Annotated in this window: 18 protein-coding genes; 16 read left to right on the top strand and 2 right to left on the bottom strand. The window is 52.7% G+C overall.

All coding sequences use genetic code 11. The features are described from left to right. Positions 1-34: 34 nt before the first annotated feature. The 11 genes from era (at position 35) to KNP68_RS01370 (ending at position 11,866) form a co-directional block, all read left to right on the top strand. Positions 35-943, top strand: coding sequence for a GTPase Era (gene era, locus KNP68_RS01420; protein WP_029595225.1), 909 nt, complete (start codon positions 35-37; stop codon positions 941-943). Positions 944-946: 3 nt separating this feature from the next. After that, the gene (recO, locus tag KNP68_RS01415; protein WP_021065692.1) at positions 947-1,696 is read left to right on the top strand and encodes a DNA repair protein RecO; all 750 of its coding nucleotides are present in this window, start codon (positions 947-949) and stop codon (positions 1,694-1,696) included. Between the two features lie 288 nt (positions 1,697-1,984). Next, positions 1,985-2,878, top strand: a complete 894-nt coding sequence (glyQ, locus tag KNP68_RS01410) for a glycine--tRNA ligase subunit alpha (RefSeq protein WP_370447070.1) — start codon at positions 1,985-1,987, stop codon at positions 2,876-2,878. Next, complete coding sequence (glyS, locus tag KNP68_RS01405; protein WP_214714604.1) at positions 2,871-4,925, top strand: glycine--tRNA ligase subunit beta; 2,055 nt, start codon at positions 2,871-2,873, stop codon at positions 4,923-4,925. Before glyQ ends, glyS begins: the two co-directional genes overlap by 8 nt. Before the next feature lie 21 nt (positions 4,926-4,946). Next, entirely contained in the window at positions 4,947-5,576 is a 630-nt protein-coding gene (ccpN, locus tag KNP68_RS01400; RefSeq protein ID WP_021065695.1) for a transcriptional regulator CcpN, read from the top strand. Continuing rightward, a complete protein-coding gene (locus tag KNP68_RS01395; RefSeq protein WP_051627707.1) occupies positions 5,563-6,411 on the top strand; it encodes a pyruvate, water dikinase regulatory protein in 849 nt (282 codons plus the stop codon). The genes ccpN and KNP68_RS01395 overlap by 14 nt, the downstream gene beginning before the upstream one ends. A 107-nt stretch (positions 6,412-6,518) precedes the next feature. Further along, positions 6,519-8,339, top strand: coding sequence for a DNA primase (dnaG, locus tag KNP68_RS01390; protein WP_235045158.1), 1,821 nt, complete (start codon positions 6,519-6,521; stop codon positions 8,337-8,339). Between the two features lie 35 nt (positions 8,340-8,374). Then, a complete protein-coding gene (rpoD, locus tag KNP68_RS01385; protein ID WP_021065698.1) occupies positions 8,375-9,469 on the top strand; it encodes an RNA polymerase sigma factor RpoD in 1,095 nt (364 codons plus the stop codon). Positions 9,470-9,601: 132 nt separating this feature from the next. Then, the gene (gene cccA / locus KNP68_RS01380; RefSeq protein ID WP_021065699.1) at positions 9,602-9,940 is read left to right on the top strand and encodes a cytochrome c550; all 339 of its coding nucleotides are present in this window, start codon (positions 9,602-9,604) and stop codon (positions 9,938-9,940) included. A 97-nt stretch (positions 9,941-10,037) separates the two neighbouring features. Continuing rightward, complete coding sequence (locus tag KNP68_RS01375) at positions 10,038-10,754, top strand: tRNA (adenine(22)-N(1))-methyltransferase (RefSeq protein ID WP_021065700.1); 717 nt, start codon at positions 10,038-10,040, stop codon at positions 10,752-10,754. Then, positions 10,754-11,866, top strand: a complete 1,113-nt coding sequence (locus KNP68_RS01370) for a Nif3-like dinuclear metal center hexameric protein (RefSeq protein ID WP_021065701.1) — start codon at positions 10,754-10,756, stop codon at positions 11,864-11,866. The genes KNP68_RS01375 and KNP68_RS01370 overlap by 1 nt, the downstream gene beginning before the upstream one ends. Positions 11,867-11,908: 42 nt before the next feature. Here KNP68_RS01370 and KNP68_RS01365 read toward each other — a convergent pair whose 3' ends face one another. Next, on the bottom strand, positions 11,909-12,862 hold the full coding sequence (locus KNP68_RS01365) for a 4-hydroxy-3-methylbut-2-enyl diphosphate reductase (protein WP_029595228.1): 954 nt from the start codon (positions 12,860-12,862) through the stop codon (positions 11,909-11,911). 120 nt (positions 12,863-12,982) lie between these two features. On the opposite strand from KNP68_RS01365, the gene KNP68_RS01360 reads away from it, so the two are divergent. From KNP68_RS01360 to KNP68_RS01340, 5 genes are all read left to right on the top strand, one after another. Beyond that, positions 12,983-14,746, top strand: a complete 1,764-nt coding sequence (locus tag KNP68_RS01360) for an ATP-binding protein (protein ID WP_131471275.1) — start codon at positions 12,983-12,985, stop codon at positions 14,744-14,746. Further along, positions 14,743-15,681, top strand: a complete 939-nt coding sequence (locus tag KNP68_RS01355) for a sugar ABC transporter substrate-binding protein (RefSeq protein ID WP_021065704.1) — start codon at positions 14,743-14,745, stop codon at positions 15,679-15,681. The genes KNP68_RS01360 and KNP68_RS01355 overlap by 4 nt, the downstream gene beginning before the upstream one ends. Positions 15,682-15,733: 52 nt before the next feature. Beyond that, positions 15,734-17,086 (top strand): DEAD/DEAH box helicase, encoded by a 1,353-nt coding sequence (locus tag KNP68_RS01350; RefSeq protein ID WP_031199865.1) that lies wholly within the window; start codon positions 15,734-15,736, stop codon positions 17,084-17,086. An 81-nt stretch (positions 17,087-17,167) separates the two neighbouring features. Continuing rightward, positions 17,168-18,070, top strand: a complete 903-nt coding sequence (locus KNP68_RS01345) for a deoxyribonuclease IV (protein ID WP_021065706.1) — start codon at positions 17,168-17,170, stop codon at positions 18,068-18,070. Beyond that, positions 18,027-18,635, top strand: a complete 609-nt coding sequence (locus KNP68_RS01340) for a hypothetical protein (protein WP_251128647.1) — start codon at positions 18,027-18,029, stop codon at positions 18,633-18,635. Before KNP68_RS01345 ends, KNP68_RS01340 begins: the two co-directional genes overlap by 44 nt. A 33-nt stretch (positions 18,636-18,668) precedes the next feature. Here the strand turns inward: KNP68_RS01340 and KNP68_RS01335 are convergent, their stop codons facing one another. Continuing rightward, on the bottom strand, positions 18,669-18,839 hold the full coding sequence (locus KNP68_RS01335) for a DUF1427 family protein (protein WP_021065708.1): 171 nt from the start codon (positions 18,837-18,839) through the stop codon (positions 18,669-18,671). Positions 18,840-18,860: the final 21 nt, after the last annotated feature.

The following is an 18,860-nucleotide window of genomic DNA, read 5'->3' as shown; positions in this document are numbered from 1 at the left end:
TGAACGTATTGGAAATTTAGAAAGCAGGTGCACTATGTATCAAGAAGATTTTAAATCAGGTTTTGTGTCCATCATCGGTCGTCCGAACGTCGGGAAATCGACGTTCTTGAATCGGGTCATCGGACAAAAGATTGCCATCATGTCAGACAAGCCGCAGACGACGCGCAATAAGGTCCAAGGTGTGTATACGACGGATGATTCGCAAATCATCTTTATCGACACGCCAGGGATTCATAAGCCGAAACACCGTCTCGGCGATTTCATGATGAAAGTCGCGACGAACGCACTACGTGAAGTCGACGCGATCCTCTTCATGGTCAACGTCACGGAACCGCGCGGCGCCGGCGATGAGTTCATCATCGAGAAGTTGAAAGGGCTCGACACGCCAATCATTCTCGTCATGAACAAAATCGACTTGATTCATCCGGACGAGATTCCGGCTGTCATCGAGCAGTATACGAATCAACTCGATTTCGCGGCGTACGTCCCGATTTCGGCACTTCAAGGCAACAACGTCGAACCGCTCCTTAAAGAAATCAAAAAGTTGCTCCCGGAAGGACCGATGTATTATCCGGCCGACCAAGTGACCGACCACCCGGAACGGTTCATCATCTCTGAATTGATTCGCGAGAAAGTGCTCCATAAGACGCGTGATGAAGTGCCGCACTCAATCGCGGTCGCCATCGAATCGATCAAGAAACGGGAAAACTCGGAAATGATTGATGTCGAGGCCGTGATCATGGTCGAGCGTGATTCTCAAAAAGGAATCGTCATCGGCAAAAAAGGTGCGATGCTCCGCGAAATCGGGACAGAAGCGCGCCACGACATCGAGGCGCTCCTCGGGACGAAAGTGTATTTGAACCTATGGGTGAAAGTGCAAAAAGATTGGCGTAACAAGATGGGCCAACTCCGCGACCTCGGTTTCCGCGACGACGAGTATTAAGCCATGTTGCAAAAGGTCACGGGAATCGTCATTCGGACCGTCAATTACGGAGAGTCGAACAAAGTCGTCACCTTGTTCACCGAAGAGCTCGGAAAAGTTGCCGTCATGGCACGAGGGGCGAAGAAGCCGGGCAGCCGTCTGCATTCATCGAGTCAGCCGTTCGTCGAAGCGGTATATATCTTTCCGGCGAGTCGCGGCCTCGGCCAATTGAAATCGTCGGATGTGATCACGTCTTATCCGGAAATCCGAAAAGACGTCGAGCGGATGGCATACGCCATGTATTGGCTCGAACTCGTCGACCGGACGGTAGAGGACCGCGTCCCGAACCGTCCGCTCTATCGCATCTTGAACGACGCCCTGCAGGCGCTCAATGCAGGGATGGATCCGGAAGTGATCACGCATCACTTCGAACTGCGCATTTTGCACTTGCTCGGGGTCGCACCGGTCTTGACCGGCTGCATCCGGTGCAACGATGTGACCGACCCGATGTACTTCTCGGTGACGGCCGGCGGCTTCCTCTGCGCCCGGCACCAAGAAGAAGGATCGATTCGCATGAGCGAGCGTCTGGCAAAGTTGCTCTATTTGATGAGCCGGCACGAACTGTCCGAATTCAGTAACGTTCCGCTCACGAAAGAGACACGGATTCTGCTCCGACAGCTGTTTGATGCGTATATGGACTCCTATAGCGGTCTGCGGCTGAAGACGAAACGGGTCCTCGACCAAATGCAGCGATTGTACTTGAACGATGATTGACTTTTTCGACAAGATTCGATACCATAATCTACGATTAGACAAATGAAATAGCGTGCGCAATGAAGGAAAACAAGTAGCTTTTTTACCGTGGGTGCAGCGAGTTCGGGAAGGTGGAAGCCGAACGCCAGGTTGAAGTGAATGGCAATTCCAGAGCGCCCACAATCCAAAGAGTGGCCTCATCTCGAGGCAAGTAGGGTGGAACCGCGGGTAATCCCGTCCCTATGTGCATGGCACATAGGGGCGTTTTTTGTCGTTTCAATACTTTTGGAGGTGTCACATATGAAGCACATGACCGTGCAAGAAATTATTTTGACGTTACAAAATTTCTGGGCGTCGAAAGGCTGTTTGACAATGCAAGCGTATGACGTTGAGAAAGGGGCCGGCACGATGAACCCGATGACGTTCCTACGGAGTCTCGGACCCGAGCCGTGGAACGTCTGTTACACAGAGCCATCACGTCGTCCGGCGGATGGACGGTACGGAGAAAACCCGAACCGCTTGTATCAGCATCACCAATTCCAAGTCATCATGAAGCCGTCGCCAAGCAACATCCAAGAGCTTTACTTAGAGAGCTTAGAGTTGATCGGGATCAATCCGCTCGAGCACGACATCCGTTTCGTCGAAGACAACTGGGAGAACCCGACGTTCGGTGCGGCCGGACTCGGTTGGGAAGTCTGGTTGAACGGGATGGAAATCACTCAGTTCACGTATTTCCAACAAGTCGGTGGCATCGAGTGCGATCCGATCGCCGTCGAGATCACGTACGGTCTTGAACGTCTTGCGTCATATATCCAAGAAGTCGAAAGCGTGTTTGACCTCGTCTGGACAGACGGATTCAAATATGGCGATATCTTCTATCAGCCGGAATTCGAACATTCAAAATATACGTTCGAGCTCTCGGACGTCGATATGTTGTTCACATTGTTCGATACGTATGAAAAAGAAGCGAAGCGTGCCTTGGACGAAAACCTCGTCTTCCCGGCTTACGACTATATCCTTAAATGTTCGCATACGTTCAACCTTCTCGATGCGAAAGGCGCCATCTCGGTGACAGAACGGACTGGTTTCATCCAACGCGTCCGTAACATGTCCCGTGCATGTGCCGCCAAATTTATCGAAGAGCGGGAACGTCTCGGTTTCCCACTTTTGAACCAACAGAAAGCAGGTGCCCTTGATGCGTGACCTTTTATTAGAAATCGGACTTGAAGAATTACCAGCCCAATACGTCCTCCGTTCAGAAAAACAATTGGCGGAACGCGTAACTACCTTCTTGACGGAAGCCCGTGTCCAATTCGGTGCCATCACCGTTTATTCGACACCGCGCCGCCTCGCCGTTCTCGTCAAAGACGTGGAAGAGAACCAACAAGATTTGACGGAGACGCTTCGCGGACCAGCGAAAAAGATTGCTCAAGATGCTGAAGGAAACTGGTCGAAAGCAGCCGCCGGCTTTGCCCGTGGCCGCGGCCTATCGGTCGACGACTTGTACTTCGCCGAAGAGAAAGGTGTCGAGTACGTCTTCGCCGACCGTCATGAATCAGGTCAACCGACGAGCACGTTGCTCCCAGCACTCGAAGACGTCGTCCGTGGCATGACGTTCCCGAAAAACATGAAGTGGGGCACGAGCAGCCTACGCTATATGCGTCCGATTCGTTGGCTCGTCGCCTTGTTCGGTACCGAACAAATCGATTTCGAAATCGAAGGCGTGAAGACGGGGAACGTGACGCGTGGTCACCGTTTCTTGAGTAAGGGTGACGTCGTCATCACGGAACCGGCTGCCTATGCTGAGACGCTTGAACGCGAGTTCGTTGTCGCTTCGTACGAAGACCGGAAAGGGCGCATCGAACGTCAAATCGAGGAGTTGGCTTCAGAACAGGGTTGGACCGTCCCGCTCGATGCCTCGTTGCTCGAAGAAGTGACGAACCTCGTCGAGTGGCCGACAGCGCTATTCGGTGAATTCGATGCACGTTATCTCGAACTTCCAGAAGAAGTCTTGATTACGACGATGAAAGAACATCAGCGCTATTTCCCGGTTTATATCGGTGAAACGCTCAAAAACTATTTCGTGACCGTCCGTAACGGAAATGCTGAACACCTTCAAAACGTTGCCAAAGGGAACGAGAAGGTCATCCGGGCCCGCTTGGCAGATGCCGTCTTCTTCTATGAGGAAGACCAAAAGACGAAGATTGACGAACAACTCGTCCGTCTCGACCGCATCGTCTTCCATGAGAAGTTGGGCACGACGGGAGATAAGGTCCGTCGCGTCGAACAGCTCGCAGGAACGCTTGCGCCATTGTTCAATGCGGATGCAGCCAAAGTGGCGCGTGCCGGTGCCATCCATAAGTTCGACCTCGTCAGCCAAATGGTGTATGAGTTCACAGAACTTCAAGGAGTGATGGGTGAGAAGTATGCGCTCCAACAAGGTGAGGACGCGGAAGTGGCCGCGGCGATCCGTGAGCACTACATGCCGCGCTTTGCTGGTGATGCCTCGCCGGCGACATCGACGGGTGCCGTACTCGCACTCGCCGATAAACTGGATTCGATTGCTGCCTTCTTCGGAATCGGCATGATCCCGAGCGGTTCACAAGATCCGTTTGCGCTCCGTCGTCAAGCCCAAGGGGTCGTTCAAATTTTGGCGGATTGGAAGATTGCTTTGCCACTCGACAAATTACTTTCACAAGTTGTCGATTCGCAACTTCAGGCAGGACTTTACGATGCCGATAAAGAACAAGTCAAGGCGCAACTCGAGGACTTCTTCATGCTTCGCTTGAAGTATCGTCTGCAAGAGCGACAAGTCCGTTATGACGTCATTGACGCCGTCTTGACGACTGGCCTTGCGATCGACCGACTCGATGCGAGAGCGGATGCGGTTCAAGCCATGCTCGCGAGCGAGGCGAAACTGCTCATCGAACAATTGACACGCGTCGTCAACATCGCTAAAAAAGGCGAGGCCGGGGACGTCGATCCGTCATTGTTTGAAAATACGGAGGAGAAAGATCTCCACGCTGCCATCGAAGCGACGTTACCGGAGACGGAACGCGCGGTCGAGGCGGGCGACTATCATCAAGCAATCACATCATTGCGCGCCCTAGAACATCCGATTAGCACTTATTTTGAAAATACAATGGTCATGAGCGATGTCGAAGCGATTCGCGAGAACCGTCTGCGCGAGATGAAACGACTCGCTGCGACAATCGAGAATGTCGCCGATTTTAGCGCGCTCGTACTCTGACCAAACTTGAGGGGGTTGGCTATGCAGCTGAATGAACGCCAACAGAAGATCGTTGAAATCGTAAGGGTCAACGGACCGATCACGGGGGAGCAGATCGCCCAAGAGCTATCGCTCACCCGGGCCACGCTCCGACCGGACCTTGCCATTTTGACGATGACTGGAATACTAGAAGCCCGACCGCGTGTCGGCTACACGTTCGTCGGCAAACGAAACTCATCCCTGCTTCGGGAAAAGCTTGACTCGTTGACGGTCGGAGACTTCATGTCGTCGGCGAAAGTCGTCAGTAACGAGATGACGGTGTATGACGCTGTCGTGACGTTGTTCTTGGAAGACGTCGGCTCGCTGTTTGTCGTCGGGAAAGACAATGAGCTCGTCGGCGTCCTATCGCGTAAAGACTTACTCCGGGCTGCCATCGGTAATCAAGATCTCGATCAGTTGCCGGTCAACGTCATCATGACCCGGATGCCGAACATCACGGTATGTGAGAAGGGTGAGACGTTGATTCGGGCCGGAATGAAGTTGATCGAGAAGCAAATCGATGCCATGCCGGTCGTTGAAGAGAAGGATGGCAAGCTGATTGTGCTCGGTCGCATGACGAAGACGAACATGACGAAAGTATTAATCGCGCTCGCTAACGATGAGTCGTTCTGAGGAGGAATCTGGTTTGACACTGACACAAAAACAACTCGTATTTGTCGTGAGCGATTCAGTCGGCGAGACGTGTGAACTCGTCGTCCGGGCCGCGAGCATCCAATTCCATGAGAATGCGATTGAGACGCTCCGCATCCCGTTCGTCGAAGATGAACAGACGATTCACGACGTCGTGACACAAGCGCGTGCCCAAGGAGCGGTCATCGCCTTCACGTTGGTCAATGAAGAACACCGGTCGTTGCTCGTCCGTCTCGGACAAGAGTACGGTGTGAAGACGGTCGATTTGCTCGGGGATTTGCTCGATGTGCTCGCTGGTCAACTCGGTGAGAGTCCGCGTGAAAAACCAGGACTCATCTATCGTTTGGACGAAGATTATTTTCGGAAAATCGAAGCGATGGAGTTCGCGGTCAAGTACGATGACGGACGTGATCCGCGCGGGTTGAAAAAGGCGGACATCGTCCTCGTCGGCGTCTCACGGACATCGAAGACACCGCTCTCGCAGTATTTGGCCCTGAAGCGCTATAAGGTCGCGAACGTGCCGCTCGTGCCGGAGTCACGCCCGCCGGAAGAACTGTTTGAATTGCCGCCTGACAAGTGTGTCGGCTTGATTATCTCCCCTGACAAATTGATTTCGATTCGGATGGAACGGTTGAAGTCGCTCGGATTAAAACCCGAGGCCGATTACGCCCAACTCGAACGGATTAACCGGGAGCTCGAATACGCCCGTGGGATTTACGAGCGGATCGGTTGCGAGGTCATCGATGTGACGAACAAGGCCGTCGAAGAGACGGCTGGCATCATTTTGCGGATGCTCGATCAATCAAAAGAGGATTGAGCACTCGGATTAGTAATCGACTGGTGATAACGGTATAATAGAGTACTGACATGACATTGAAACGGAACGTGGTGAACGTTCCGTTTCGTTGCGAGTTTGGATAGGGAGTGGTCAAGTTGCCGCGCATACCGGATGAAGTCATTGCGGAAGTAAAACAAGCCACAGATATCGTTGATTTAATTAGTGAACGCGTTGAATTGAAGAAGCAAGGACATCGTCTCGTCGGGCTTTGCCCGTTCCACTCGGAGAACAGCCCATCGTTCTCCGTGTCCCCGGAGAAAGGGATGTATCACTGTTTCGGATGCGGCGCCGGCGGGAACGTGTTCACGTTCGTTATGGAGACGGAAGGACTATCGTTTCCAGAGACGATTGAACGCCTCGCCACGCGAGCGAATATCGCAATCGAAGGTGGCGTGTCGGGCGACGAGGAATTATCGCGAGACCAAGTCCTCCGTAAACAGATGCGCGATGCGCATCGGGTCGTGGCCGACTTGTATCACGAGGTGTTGATGAAGACCGAGGCGGGCGAAGTCGGATTGACGTATTTGCAGCAGCGCGGTTTAGAGGAGTCGACGATCGGTCAGTATAAGATCGGTTACGCGCCCGACCATCGCCGATTCACCGTGGATTCATTAGAACGAAGAGGTTTCGACCTCGAGGTCATGGTAGAAGCGGGATTGATTTCTAAGTCTAGATCCGGTGAATATTTCGACCGGTTCGAAGGCAGAGTCGTCTTTCCGATTGCGGATCGAGACGGCACCATCGTCGGATTTAGCGGACGGGCGATCGATGAGCGACAGCCAAAGTACGTCAATACGGCGGATACTCCGTTATTTAATAAGAGTGAACTCTTATTCGGGTTCTCACAGGCCCGCGCCACGATGCGCAAACAAAAACGTGTCTTGCTCGTCGAAGGAAACGTCGACGTCTTACAAGTCGCGCAAGCCGGGACGAAAGAAGTCGTCGCCTCGCTCGGGACAGCGTTCTCGTCCCAACATGCCCGCGCCTTGGCCCGCATGGTCGAAGAAGTCATCATCTGTTACGACGGCGATACGGCCGGACAGGAAGCGACGATGAAAGTCGTCCGCTTGCTCGAAGGCTATCCGCTCGACGTGCAAGTGTTGATGTTACCTGAGAAGACCGACCCGGACGACTACATTCGGACGAACGGGGCGGAACAGTGGCGTAAATTGGTCGAATCGGAACGGTTGTCCGTCCTCGATTTCATGAACCGCACGCTCCGGCGTGGGAAAAACATGAATCGAGAAGGAGAACGGATACGGTTTATTGAATCTATGCTTGTGGAAATTAGTAAAACGGATAACTCGATTCGCCGTGACCTGTACGTGAAGAAGCTGGCCAACGAATTTGAGATTCCGGTCGAGACGTTATTGTCGCGGATGCCGAAGACGTCTTCGAAAGAAGCCGTCCCACAGCCCGTCCGCGAACCGGAGCCGGTCCGCCGGCGTTCGTCTAAAGCAAACGAGCCACGCTACGTCAAAGCGGAGAAGTTATTGCTGCGGGCGATGTTGAGTGGTCCGGAACGGGTTCGTTTCGTCCGGGACCGCCTCGGTCTGTCCTACCAGGACGAGGTGCACCGGATGTTGGCGACGGCATTGTATGAAATCGTCTCCGAGGACATGACACACGAGGAGTTCGAACAGGTCGCCCCTCCGTTCATGGAACGATATTGTGACCAACGTCCGGACTATGCGAATCGTTATGCCGAGATTCGACTCATGGCCGCACCGGATGAACTGACCGAAGAGGTTTTAGATGAATACATTAAGGTCATAAACAGTTATGAGGAACAGCGTCAAATCGAGCGGGCGAAAAGGGAAATCGGACAAGATGCCGAAAGTATAGTAGACCAGGCATCCAAGTTACAAGAATTGATTACCCGGAGTCGTCGGCTTCGTGAACGATGAACGTGGAGGAAGTTTGGAAGGAGTTGAACTGCTAGATGGCAGAGAAGAAAAAAGAGGATTTATTTAACGCCATAGAGGAACTTGAGAAATTAGGGAAGAAAAAAGGCGTCGTATCGATGCAGGAGATTCAAGATCGCCTCAGCCATTTCGAGGTGGACTCAGACTTTATCGATAACTTCATCGAAGATTTAGAAGGTAAAGATATCCGCGTCACAGAAGATGCGGCCGATGCCGAAGAGACGCCATCGAAAAAAGAAGACGAAGAGGTCGATTTGAACGACCTATCTGTCCCACCGGGCATTAAAATCAATGACCCGGTCCGCATGTACTTGAAAGAAATCGGACGCGTCGATCTTCTTAGCGCGAAAGATGAGACTGAACTCGCGAAGCGGATTGAACAAGGCGATGAAGAGGCGAAGAAACGCCTTGCCGAAGCCAACCTCCGTCTCGTCGTCTCGATTGCGAAACGTTATGTCGGGCGCGGCATGCTCTTCCTCGACTTGATTCAAGAAGGAAACATGGGCCTCATTAAAGCCGTCGAGAAGTTCGACTATATGAAAGGGTTCAAGTTCTCGACATATGCGACGTGGTGGATTCGTCAAGCAATCACACGTGCCATCGCGGACCAAGCCCGGACAATCCGGATTCCGGTTCACATGGTCGAGACCATTAACAAATTGATTCGTGTTCAACGTCAATTGTTGCAAGACCTCGGACGCGAACCGTCGCCTGAAGAGATTGCCAAAGAGATGGAGCTCACACCTGAGAAGGTGCGTGAAATCTTGAAAATCGCTCAAGAACCGGTGTCACTTGAGACGCCGATTGGTGAAGAAGACGATTCACACCTCGGTGATTTCATTGAAGACCAAGATGCGATGGCTCCACAAGATGCCGCCGCGTATGAATTGCTCAAAGAACAACTCGAAGACGTGCTCGACACGCTCACGGACCGTGAAGAGAACGTACTCCGTCTCCGCTTCGGACTCGATGACGGCCGCACGCGTACGCTTGAAGAAGTCGGTAAAGTGTTCGGCGTCACCCGTGAGCGGATTCGTCAAATCGAGGCGAAGGCACTTCGGAAACTTCGTCACCCGAGCCGTTCGAAACGCTTGAAAGACTTCCTCGATTAATTGTGTTTTTGAATAAAATGTGAAGTTTTAGAAGAAAGGAAGGAAAATGAGTGATTTTCCTTCCTTCTTTATTATTTTTTGAGTAAAATAGTGATGGGTAGAAATTTGGAATGAACATGAGGGGGAAATGCAATGCGTAATCCATTGTTACCGTTTGCAGCGATTGCGATCGTCGCAATCATTGCCATGGTCTCATTATCGTATTTTGGCGTAAACCAAGCACAACAAGCTGCTGAAGGTCCGTCTGTCACTGAGATGAACCCAGAAGACTTGTATGCGGCTAAAGGCTGCACAGGTTGCCACGGTGGAAATCTCGAAGGAGGCGTCGGTCCTGCCTTGACTGGTGTCGGCGAACGTTTATCGGCTGAAGAGATCACGAACATCATCGTCAACGGTAAAGGTGCGATGCCAGCTGGCCTCGCCACTGCCGAAGAGGCGGATGTGCTCGCGACTTGGTTGCTCGAACAATAAGAGGGAAACGTACTCCTAACGGGGTACGTTTTTTATTGTCCTGGCTATCAATATTCGTTACCCTAATAGTGAAGAAGTAGAAAAAGGAGTTGTCCCTATGCAAGAACAAGTGACGTTAGACCGGCGGCTGAAGCAAGTCGTCGATTTCATCCCGAAAGGTAGCGTAGTGGCGGACATTGGATCTGACCACGCTTACGTGCCGTGCTACCTCGTCCAACAAGGCATCGTCAATCGAGCCATCGCCGGCGAAGTGAACCGCGGACCGATGGAGGCGGCAAAAGCGCAAGTCGCGTTGATTGGCGCGACTGAACAGATTGACGTCCGTCTCGGGGACGGACTCGCCGTCCTCGAAGCAGATGAGGCGACCTGTATCTCAATATGCGGGATGGGAGGAAGTTTGATTCGATCGATTTTAGAGAGTGGCCGTGACAAGTTAGGCGCGGTCGAACGACTCGTCTTGCAACCGAACGTGGATGGACAACACGTCCGCGAATGGTTGCTCGACGCAGGTTTCGTGTTGATCGCCGAGTCCATCGTCGAAGAGAACGATAAAGTATATGAGATTCTCGTCGGTGAACGTGGTACGGAGACCCGCTATAGTTCGGATGAAACGGAACGGGCTTGGCAGCTCATGTTCGGACCTTACTTGCTCGAGACACGGCCTGAGGCGTTCAAGCTGAAATGGGGACGCGAAGCGGACAAACTCGATTATGTGCTCGGTCAAATGGCCGAGGGGGCACAGACCGAGGCGCTCATCCAGAAACAGGAGGAGTTCAAGACGTTACGTGACAAAATGAGAGAGGTGAGCAACTAATGGCGAACGGAAACCATGTCATCCAATTGTTTGACGAATTTGCCCCGAAACATCTTGCCGTCGAGGGCGATAAAATCGGTCTCCAAATCGGTACGTTGAATAAACCGGTACATCGGGTCATGGTGACGCTCGACGTGCTCGAATCGGTCGTCGATGAGGCCATCGAACGAGACGTCGACTTGATTATCGCCCATCATCCACCGATTTTCAGTGCTCTCGAACAAGTGAACGACCGCAGTGCGGCAGGGCGCATCGTCATGAAATGCATTCGGCATGACATCGCCGTCTATGTGGCCCACACGAACTTGGACGTCTGCGAGGGCGGGGTCAACGACTGGATGAGTGAGGCACTCGGGTTGGTCGATCCGACGGTGCTCATCCCGACGTATGAAGAACCGGTGTATAAACTGTCCGTGTTCGTCCCGACGACGCATCGACAAGCCGTGTCGGAGGCGCTCGGCCGGGCCGGAGCCGGTCGTCTCGGAGATTATGGGGACTGTCAGTTCACCGTCTCGGGAGAGGGTCAGTTCACACCACTCGAAGGGTCGGACCCCTATCTAGGCCAACACGGCAAGACGGAACATGTCGAGGAAGTGAAAATCGAGACGATTGTCACGGAGAGCCAAAAGAAACGAGTACTCAAGGCGATGACGGACGCGCATCCATATGAAGAGGTCGCCTATGATTTGATTCGGGACGACATCGAGGGGCGTGTGTTCGGTCTCGGGCGCATTGGTCGTCTATCGACCCCGCTCACACTCGCTGCGTTCGCAGAGCACGTCAAGGCGAGTTTTGGCGTCGCGGCGGTGCGTATCGTTGGCGATCCGAACCGGACAATCGAGAAAGTGGCCGTCCTCGGTGGTGATGGGAACAAATACGTGTCGGCCGCCCATTTCAAAGGCGCGGACGTGTATGTGACGGGTGACTTGTATTTCCATGTGGCGCACGACGCGATGGCTCTCGGTCTTTCGGTCGTCGACCCGGGTCATCATGTCGAGAGTGTCATGAAGCAGGGTGTCGTCGACGTCATGCGGCAAAAAGGAGAACGTGCGAAGCTCGATGTCGAATTCTTCGTGTCCGAAGCTGATACGAATCCGTTTCGTTTCTATTGATGATGTGAAAACCCCGTCCTCTCACGAGGACGGGGTTTGATGTCACTTACGGAGCGCCTTCACTTTCGGGAGGATGCTACGGAGTTCAAGATAAGGGGTCTTGTCATGTGTGCTCAAATCGAGCGGGTCATATTGGCTCAAGAAGTCGATCACTTTCTTTGTGATCGGCGTCGGTGTCGACGCGCCTGACGTGACGGCGACCGTCTCGACACCATCGAGCCAAGCCAGGTCGAGCTCGCTCAAATCACCAATGCGATAGGCATTCGTGCCGGCAATCTCTTTAGAGACTTGGGCCAGGCGGTTCGAGTTATTCGATTTCGGGTCGCCGACGACGATTAACAGTTCGCAATCGCCGGCTTGTTCGGCCACCGCTTCTTGACGGACTTGTGTCGCGTTACAGATCTCATTATGCACTTCGACGTGTGGATAACGCTCTTGAATCATTTCGATCAAGGCCGAGACGTCCCATTGACTCATCGTCGTCTGGTTCGTGACGAGGATTTTCGTCTCATAGAGATGGGCCGGCAACGCCTCGAAATCCCGTTCATATTGTACGAGATGAACTTTGCCCGGGGCGACGCCCATGGCACCTTCTGGTTCCGGGTGTCCGTGCTTCCCGATATAGATGACCTCATAGTCGAGGGCCGTCTTTTCACGAATCAAATCGTGCGTGACCAAGACGTCCGGGCACGAGGCATCGACAATCGTCAATCCTTTCTCGATGGCACGTTTACGTACGAGCGGCGAGATGCCGTGAGCGGTAAAGACGACCGTTCCGCGGTCGATGGTCTCGAGTGCTTTCATGCGATCCTCGCCGTCGACCGTCTTGACGCCGAGGTCCTCGAACGCTTGGGTGACATGTCGGTTATGGACGATCATGCCGAGTATATGGATAGGACGCGGTAAATCTGGATTGGCCACCGCTTCGTTGGCGAGCTTCATGGCATCGACGACGCCGTAGCAGTATCCGCGTGGACTGATTTTTTTAACTTTCATTTTGTAAGGAACGCTCCTTTCGCGATGCTTTCATACGTATTAGTCTAACATTGTTTCGAAAATACGAAAAGAATTGCGTGTATTCATGCTATAATCTTAAGGTTAGAAAGGAGGGACACCGTGGAACGCTTGAGAACATTGCTTGAAGTTCGAAAATCGTACTTCTTTCAGATTACATTTATTATCTTCATTATACTAGGACTTGTCATCTCTTCACTAGCGTTCTCTGCCGATCGTGTGACGGTGTCCCGGGCGGAAGAGCTAGCGAAAGAACAATTTGATTATGCGATTGACGGAAGTATCGAGAACCTAGAGACGCGACTCGGTAAACTGTATGAAGACTTGGTCTATCTCGGCGCCTACGTCGGAAACGAGACGTATATCGAAGAACGGATTCGAACCGGCTATTTGAATCAGCGCACGAGCTTTACCTCGATTTTTTATTACGATTTACGGGACGATGCCTTTAAATGGTACTCGCAACGTCAAGTGCCGGCCACGACGCTGAAAGCCGATGCAAAGTTTAACGAAGTGCTCAACGGTGGAGGCAACGACTTATTCATGAGTGAACCGATTTCCATCTCCGGTGACGTCGGGACATTTTTGTACGTACCGGTCCTTGAGGATAACCGGTTGGTCGGGATGTTCGGCGGCAGCATCAGCGTGCTCAACTCCGATTTATATCGACGCATGCTCGAATCGGCGAACGACGATATGATTCTTTACTTGTTGAACGAGCGGGGCGAGGTGTTATCGACGTCGTTCAATCTCGTCACGGACGCGGAACGTCGTCTGCCTCGCTCGATTATCGAGGCGACGGACGACTATGCGGTCCGGACGATTTTCAGCACTAAGGATGACGTCATCATGTATGAACCGGACGCCCGCGTCGCCGGCTGGAGCGTCCTCGCCAAACATAGTACTGATTCTGTGTACGAGGCGGTCTATGCGACGCGCTGGCAATATTTAATGATTACGCTCGTCACGTTCTTTTTAAGTATCATGGTCGGTTTGCTCTTGTCGAAGACGTTGACGAGCCCGCTCCTCGAGCTCGTGCAAAACATCAAGAAGCAGCAGTCGCTCGAACCGATTCAACTAGAACGGACCGGCTCCAAAGAAGTCGAGACGTTGCTTGATACGTATAACGACTATTCCCGCCGCATGGAGACGGCACGACGGGAACAGCTTAGCCAGCAACAACTGTTGCTTCAGCAAGAGAAGCTCGCCTCGCTCGGACAGCTTGCGGCCGGAATCGCTCATGAGATCCGCAACCCGCTCACACCGGTCCAAATCACGTTACAGATGGTGAAAGAGGGGCATAGCAGCCAAGAAATGCTTGACCTCGCCCTCTCAGAGCTCGACCGGGCCAACCATTTGATTACGACGATGCTCACGCTCGCCAAGCCAGATCAGGCGAAACTGCAAGAAGAATGGCTCGATATGACAGAGTTTGCGAGTCGCCTTGAATTCTTGCTCGACGCCGAGTGTTATAAACGGGTCACGAATTGGGAGTTGAACTTCCCGAACGACATGCCGCCGTTTTACTGCTCGAGCGACATGCTCATTCAAATCATTTACAACTTGTTCAAAAATGCGGTCGAAGCCGTCGACTCGAAAGGGGCCGACGGGAATGTGACGGTCACCATTCAGTTCACGGAGCGGGATTATCGCTTCTTGATTGAGGATAACGGCATCGGCATGACCGAGGCTCAAGTCAAATCGGTCGGATCGGCGTTTTACACGACGAAAGAGAACGGCAACGGCTTAGGTCTCTACATGATCCGCGAATACTTGAAAGCCGTGAACGGTGACATGAACATCGAGAGCGTTGAAGGAGAAGGTACGGCCATGATGATTAAAATCCCAAGGCGGTCGCACCCATGACGAAAGGATTCAAACATTACTGGTTATGGCTACCTGTCGTCTGGGCGTTGACGATTTTACTGATCACCTCGATTCAATTGCCGGAACGTTCGAGTGAGAACAACGAAGTCGGTTTCGTCTTCGTCAGTGAAAAGCATGAGCACGCCAATAAATTGTTGGCTGCTTTCGTCAGGACGGCGAATCAAAAAGGGTTCATCCCTGTCCCGACGACGAGCGAGGACTCACGGGTGTTAGAGAAAGAGAAGTTGGACGCCTTGATTGACCGCGGGGTCGAAGCGATTTTTGTGACGACGCTCGACGAGGCGTTCATTCGTCCGTCGCTCGAGCGTGCCGAGCGGGAAGGGATCCCAATTATCGCGATTGACCGCATGATTGACCATGAGAGCGTCTTGACGTCCGTCATGTCCGACAACGTCGAGATCGGCCGCATGGCGGCGAACCATATCGCCGCCCAACACGCGGGGCTCGACCGTCCGATTCGAGTCGTCGAAGTGCGCGGGACGGCCAAAGTCCGCTCGACGATTGACCGGAGTCTCGGATTGACGGAATATGATAAGGCGAACGACAACCTTCAAGTCGTCGCTTCCATCACCGGAAACTATGATACTTTCCAAGCGGAGATCGAGATGTCACGTTGGCTCGAGGCTGATATCCCGTTCGATGCCGTCTTCTCGCATAACGATGACAATACGTTCGGTGTCGTCCGCGCCCTTGAAAGTCATGGGCTCAGCGACAAAACGCTCGTGTCGGTTGACGGGGTGACAGAAATTTATCCGCTCATCCACAACGGCAAAGTGAATGCGACGGTCGTCCAATCTCCGAACGAGATGATCGAGGTCGGATTTAAAGCGCTCGAACTACATTTGAGCGGCAAAAAAATCGCACCACACTACTACACATCGAGCTATTTATATGAAGGGCTCGCAAAAGATTAATTGACAAATGATTAGATTCCGCTATGCTAGGAAAAGTGGAAAGAAACAGGAGGTGTATCGATTGAACAGCTTCCAACAGTTCAAATTGTTACCGTTTATCGTCGATGCCTTGACAGAAAAGCGCATCACAGTACCGACGGACATTCAGGCCCGGATTATTCCGGCTGCGATGAATGGCCGCGATATCATTGGAAAATCACAAACCGGGACGGGGAAGACGCTTGCGTTCCTCTTACCTATTTTAGAAGCAATCGATCCGAAAGAAGAATCGGTCCAAGCCATCGTCGTCGCACCGACGCGCGAACTCGCTTGGCAGATTCACGAAGAGTTGAAAACACTCCTCGTCAAACAGCCGGACTATATTAAGACAAGTCTGATTGTCGGAGGAACTGACCGGGAACGACAAATCGACAAGATGAAAAACCCACCACAACTGATCATCGGGACACCAGGTCGTTTGCTCGACTTGATGAAAGTCCAAGCGTTATTCCCGCACAAAGTCACGCACTTCGTCGTCGATGAAGCTGACCAAATGCTTGACATGGGCTTCTTGCCTGAAGTCGACCGCATCGCGCAGTCGTTGCCAGAGAAACTTCAAACGATGGTCTTCTCAGCGACAATCCCTGAGAAGTTACAGCCGTTCTTGAAGAAATACTTGCACGACCCACGCTACGCGGAAGCGAGTGAAGAGCACCGTGTCGTTCCGAAAATCAAGCATCACGTCATCCCGGTCCGTCACCGTGACCGTAAGGCGTTGACGGTCGAAATCGCAAAAACGATTAACCCGTTCGTCTGTCTCGTGTTCACAAACACGAAACAAGATGCAGATGAGTTGGAGACGTCGTTCCGCGAGGCGGGACTCAACGTCGGCACGCTTCATGGGGACATGCAAGCTCGTCGCCGGAAGCAAGCCATCAAAGACATTAACGACGCGAAATATCAGTTCGTCATCGCCACCGACTTGGCGGCGCGCGGCATCGATATTAAAGGTGTGTCGCACATCATCAACTTCGGGATTCCAAAAGACCTTGACTTCTATACGCACCGCGTCGGCCGGACGGGCCGCGCCGGTGAGACGGGTGAAGCGTACACGTTGTATGAAGATCACGAGAACGGTCCGATCAATCGACTCGAAGAGCGTGGTTTCACGTTCAAGCACGTCGATGTGAAGAACGGGTCACTTCAAGAGATTAAGACACGCAAACGCCGAACGACCGACCGGAAGATGAAAGTCTCGCAAACGGCGCACAGCCGGATGGCGGGCGAAATCAAGAAGGCGAAGAAAAAGGTCAAGCCTGGTTACAAGAAGAAGTTCAAGTATAAGTTGAAAGAGACGGCCTCACGTGAACATATGCAGAGCCAACGTCAGGAACGTCGCGAAGTTCGTAAGAAGAACCGTCGCTAACCAAAAGAAGAATCGACTTCGTGGAGTCGATTCTTCTTTTTGTGTACACTAAAGACAGATGAGAATGAAGGAGAAATGACTATGTTAAAAATTGGTTCCCACGTTTCAGTTTCCGGTAAGAAGATGTTGCTCGCAGGAAGTGAAGAGGCCGTATCTTACGGTGCCAACACGATGATGGTGTATACGGGTGCGCCCCAAAACACACGTCGCAAACCGATTGAAGACTTGAATATCGAGGCGGCGCTCGTTCATATGGCGGCGCACGACATCGAGGAAATCGTTGTCCATGCCCCTTATATCATCAACTTGGGCAATACGACGAAACCCGAGACGTTTGAACTCGCCGTGTCGTTCTTAGCAGCCGAGATTAAACGGGCCGAGGCGCTCCAAGTCGCGCGCCATGTCGTGCTCCATCCCGGGGCCCACGTCGGTGCCGGTGAAGACGTCGGACTCGCTCGCATCATCGAGGGCTTGAACGAAGTGCTCACTGGCGATGAGACGGTTAAAATCGCGCTCGAGACGATGGCTGGGAAAGGCAGCGAGCTCGGCAAGACGTTCGAGGAGCTAGCGACCATCATCGATGGAGTGACGCATAACGATCGTCTCTCGGTCTGCTTCGATACGTGTCACGTCCATGACGCAGGTTACGACCTCGTCGGTGATTTGGACGGCGTCATCGAACAGTTCGACCGAATCGTCGGATTGGATCGGCTCGGTGTCATCCACGTCAACGACTCGAAGAACGTCCGTGGCGCGAAGAAAGACCGGCACGAGAATATCGGATACGGGGAGATCGGCTTTGATACGTTGAACCGCATCATCCATCACGAGGCGTTCACCCACTTGCCGAAGATTTTAGAGACGCCATATATTCCAATCAGTGAGAAGACGAAAGTGGCACCATACAAGCAGGAAATCGAGATGTTCCGGGCGAACCGCTTTGACGCCGAGTGGCGCGAACAGTTCACGCTCGCGCACCAATAAGATGAGCGTCATCCGAATCAACCCGAACGTATATGACGTCTGGTCTGCGCTTCCGACATATTTTCAAGAAGCGAGCCCGTTTTATGTGGAAGGGCAGATTGACGAGGCGACAGCGTGGATTGAGATTCTCGGATATGGAATCGTGGCCGAAGTCGAAGTCATGCTCGTCGAGAAGACGCAGCGCCCGTTCGACCGCTATTGGCGGACGGAGGCAACGCCCGAGGTGACGGCGTATAGTCTCGTCGATGTGATCGGCCTCGACTTTCATCATCCGCTGCTGCGAACGGGCCTGTATGAAGGGGACACGGACGTCGAGATTCGTGATAAGTGGGAGCGGGGGTACCGCGTCCCTTCTGCGAAGTGGACCCGGGAGACGTTCCGCGCCCATTTGGCGGACGAGCAGGCGAGGTTACAACTCGCCCCGACGACTGTCTGTGAGGCATGCGGGGATGACTTGAGCCGTTTTGGAGCATTTGGGGTTCGTCTGATGGAGTATCATCTCGAAGCAGGAAGCGGTACATGGCTTTGCCCGACGTGTCACAAAGCAAGACATTACGATATGTAAAAAAAACGAAGCCCGCGGGCTTCGTTTTTTGAATTAAAATGGCCAGTTCGCGAGTGCGAATTGATATACTTTCATCCCAAGAAACACACCGAAGATGCCGATGACACCAGGTAAAACGGGTGGGGCAGGGAGCGGCAACTTCAAAGCGGTGAAAATCATGCCACAAATAAGACCAGCGAGCAATGACAATAGGATTTCTTGCATGAATGATTCCTCCATAATCGA

The sequence above is a fragment of the Exiguobacterium sp. s50 genome, assembly GCF_018618175.1.
Lineage (GTDB): Bacteria > Bacillota > Bacilli > Exiguobacteriales > Exiguobacteriaceae > Exiguobacterium > Exiguobacterium chiriqhucha.
The sequence above is the reverse complement of the archived record's forward strand: the minus strand, read 5'-3'. Positions and strand labels throughout refer to the sequence as shown.

Excerpts from the sequence above, each read along its gene's own strand:
- recO (WP_021065692.1), top strand. The coding sequence starts at position 947 with ATGTTGCAAAAGGTCACGGGAATCGTCATTCGGACCGTCAATTACGGA.
- KNP68_RS01365 (WP_029595228.1), bottom strand. The coding sequence starts at position 12,862 with ATGAAAGTTAAAAAAATCAGTCCACGCGGATACTGCTACGGCGTCGTC.
- cccA (WP_021065699.1), top strand. The coding sequence starts at position 9,602 with ATGCGTAATCCATTGTTACCGTTTGCAGCGATTGCGATCGTCGCAATC.
- era (WP_029595225.1), top strand. The coding sequence starts at position 35 with ATGTATCAAGAAGATTTTAAATCAGGTTTTGTGTCCATCATCGGTCGT.
- ccpN (WP_021065695.1), top strand. The coding sequence starts at position 4,947 with ATGCAGCTGAATGAACGCCAACAGAAGATCGTTGAAATCGTAAGGGTC.
- KNP68_RS01345 (WP_021065706.1), top strand. The coding sequence starts at position 17,168 with ATGTTAAAAATTGGTTCCCACGTTTCAGTTTCCGGTAAGAAGATGTTG.
- KNP68_RS01370 (WP_021065701.1), top strand. The coding sequence starts at position 10,754 with ATGGCGAACGGAAACCATGTCATCCAATTGTTTGACGAATTTGCCCCG.
- glyS (WP_214714604.1), top strand. The coding sequence starts at position 2,871 with ATGCGTGACCTTTTATTAGAAATCGGACTTGAAGAATTACCAGCCCAA.
- KNP68_RS01395 (WP_051627707.1), top strand. The coding sequence starts at position 5,563 with ATGAGTCGTTCTGAGGAGGAATCTGGTTTGACACTGACACAAAAACAA.
- KNP68_RS01375 (WP_021065700.1), top strand. The coding sequence starts at position 10,038 with ATGCAAGAACAAGTGACGTTAGACCGGCGGCTGAAGCAAGTCGTCGAT.
- glyQ (WP_370447070.1), top strand. The coding sequence starts at position 1,985 with ATGACCGTGCAAGAAATTATTTTGACGTTACAAAATTTCTGGGCGTCG.
- KNP68_RS01355 (WP_021065704.1), top strand. The coding sequence starts at position 14,743 with ATGACGAAAGGATTCAAACATTACTGGTTATGGCTACCTGTCGTCTGG.
- KNP68_RS01335 (WP_021065708.1), bottom strand. The coding sequence starts at position 18,839 with ATGCAAGAAATCCTATTGTCATTGCTCGCTGGTCTTATTTGTGGCATG.
- rpoD (WP_021065698.1), top strand. The coding sequence starts at position 8,375 with ATGGCAGAGAAGAAAAAAGAGGATTTATTTAACGCCATAGAGGAACTT.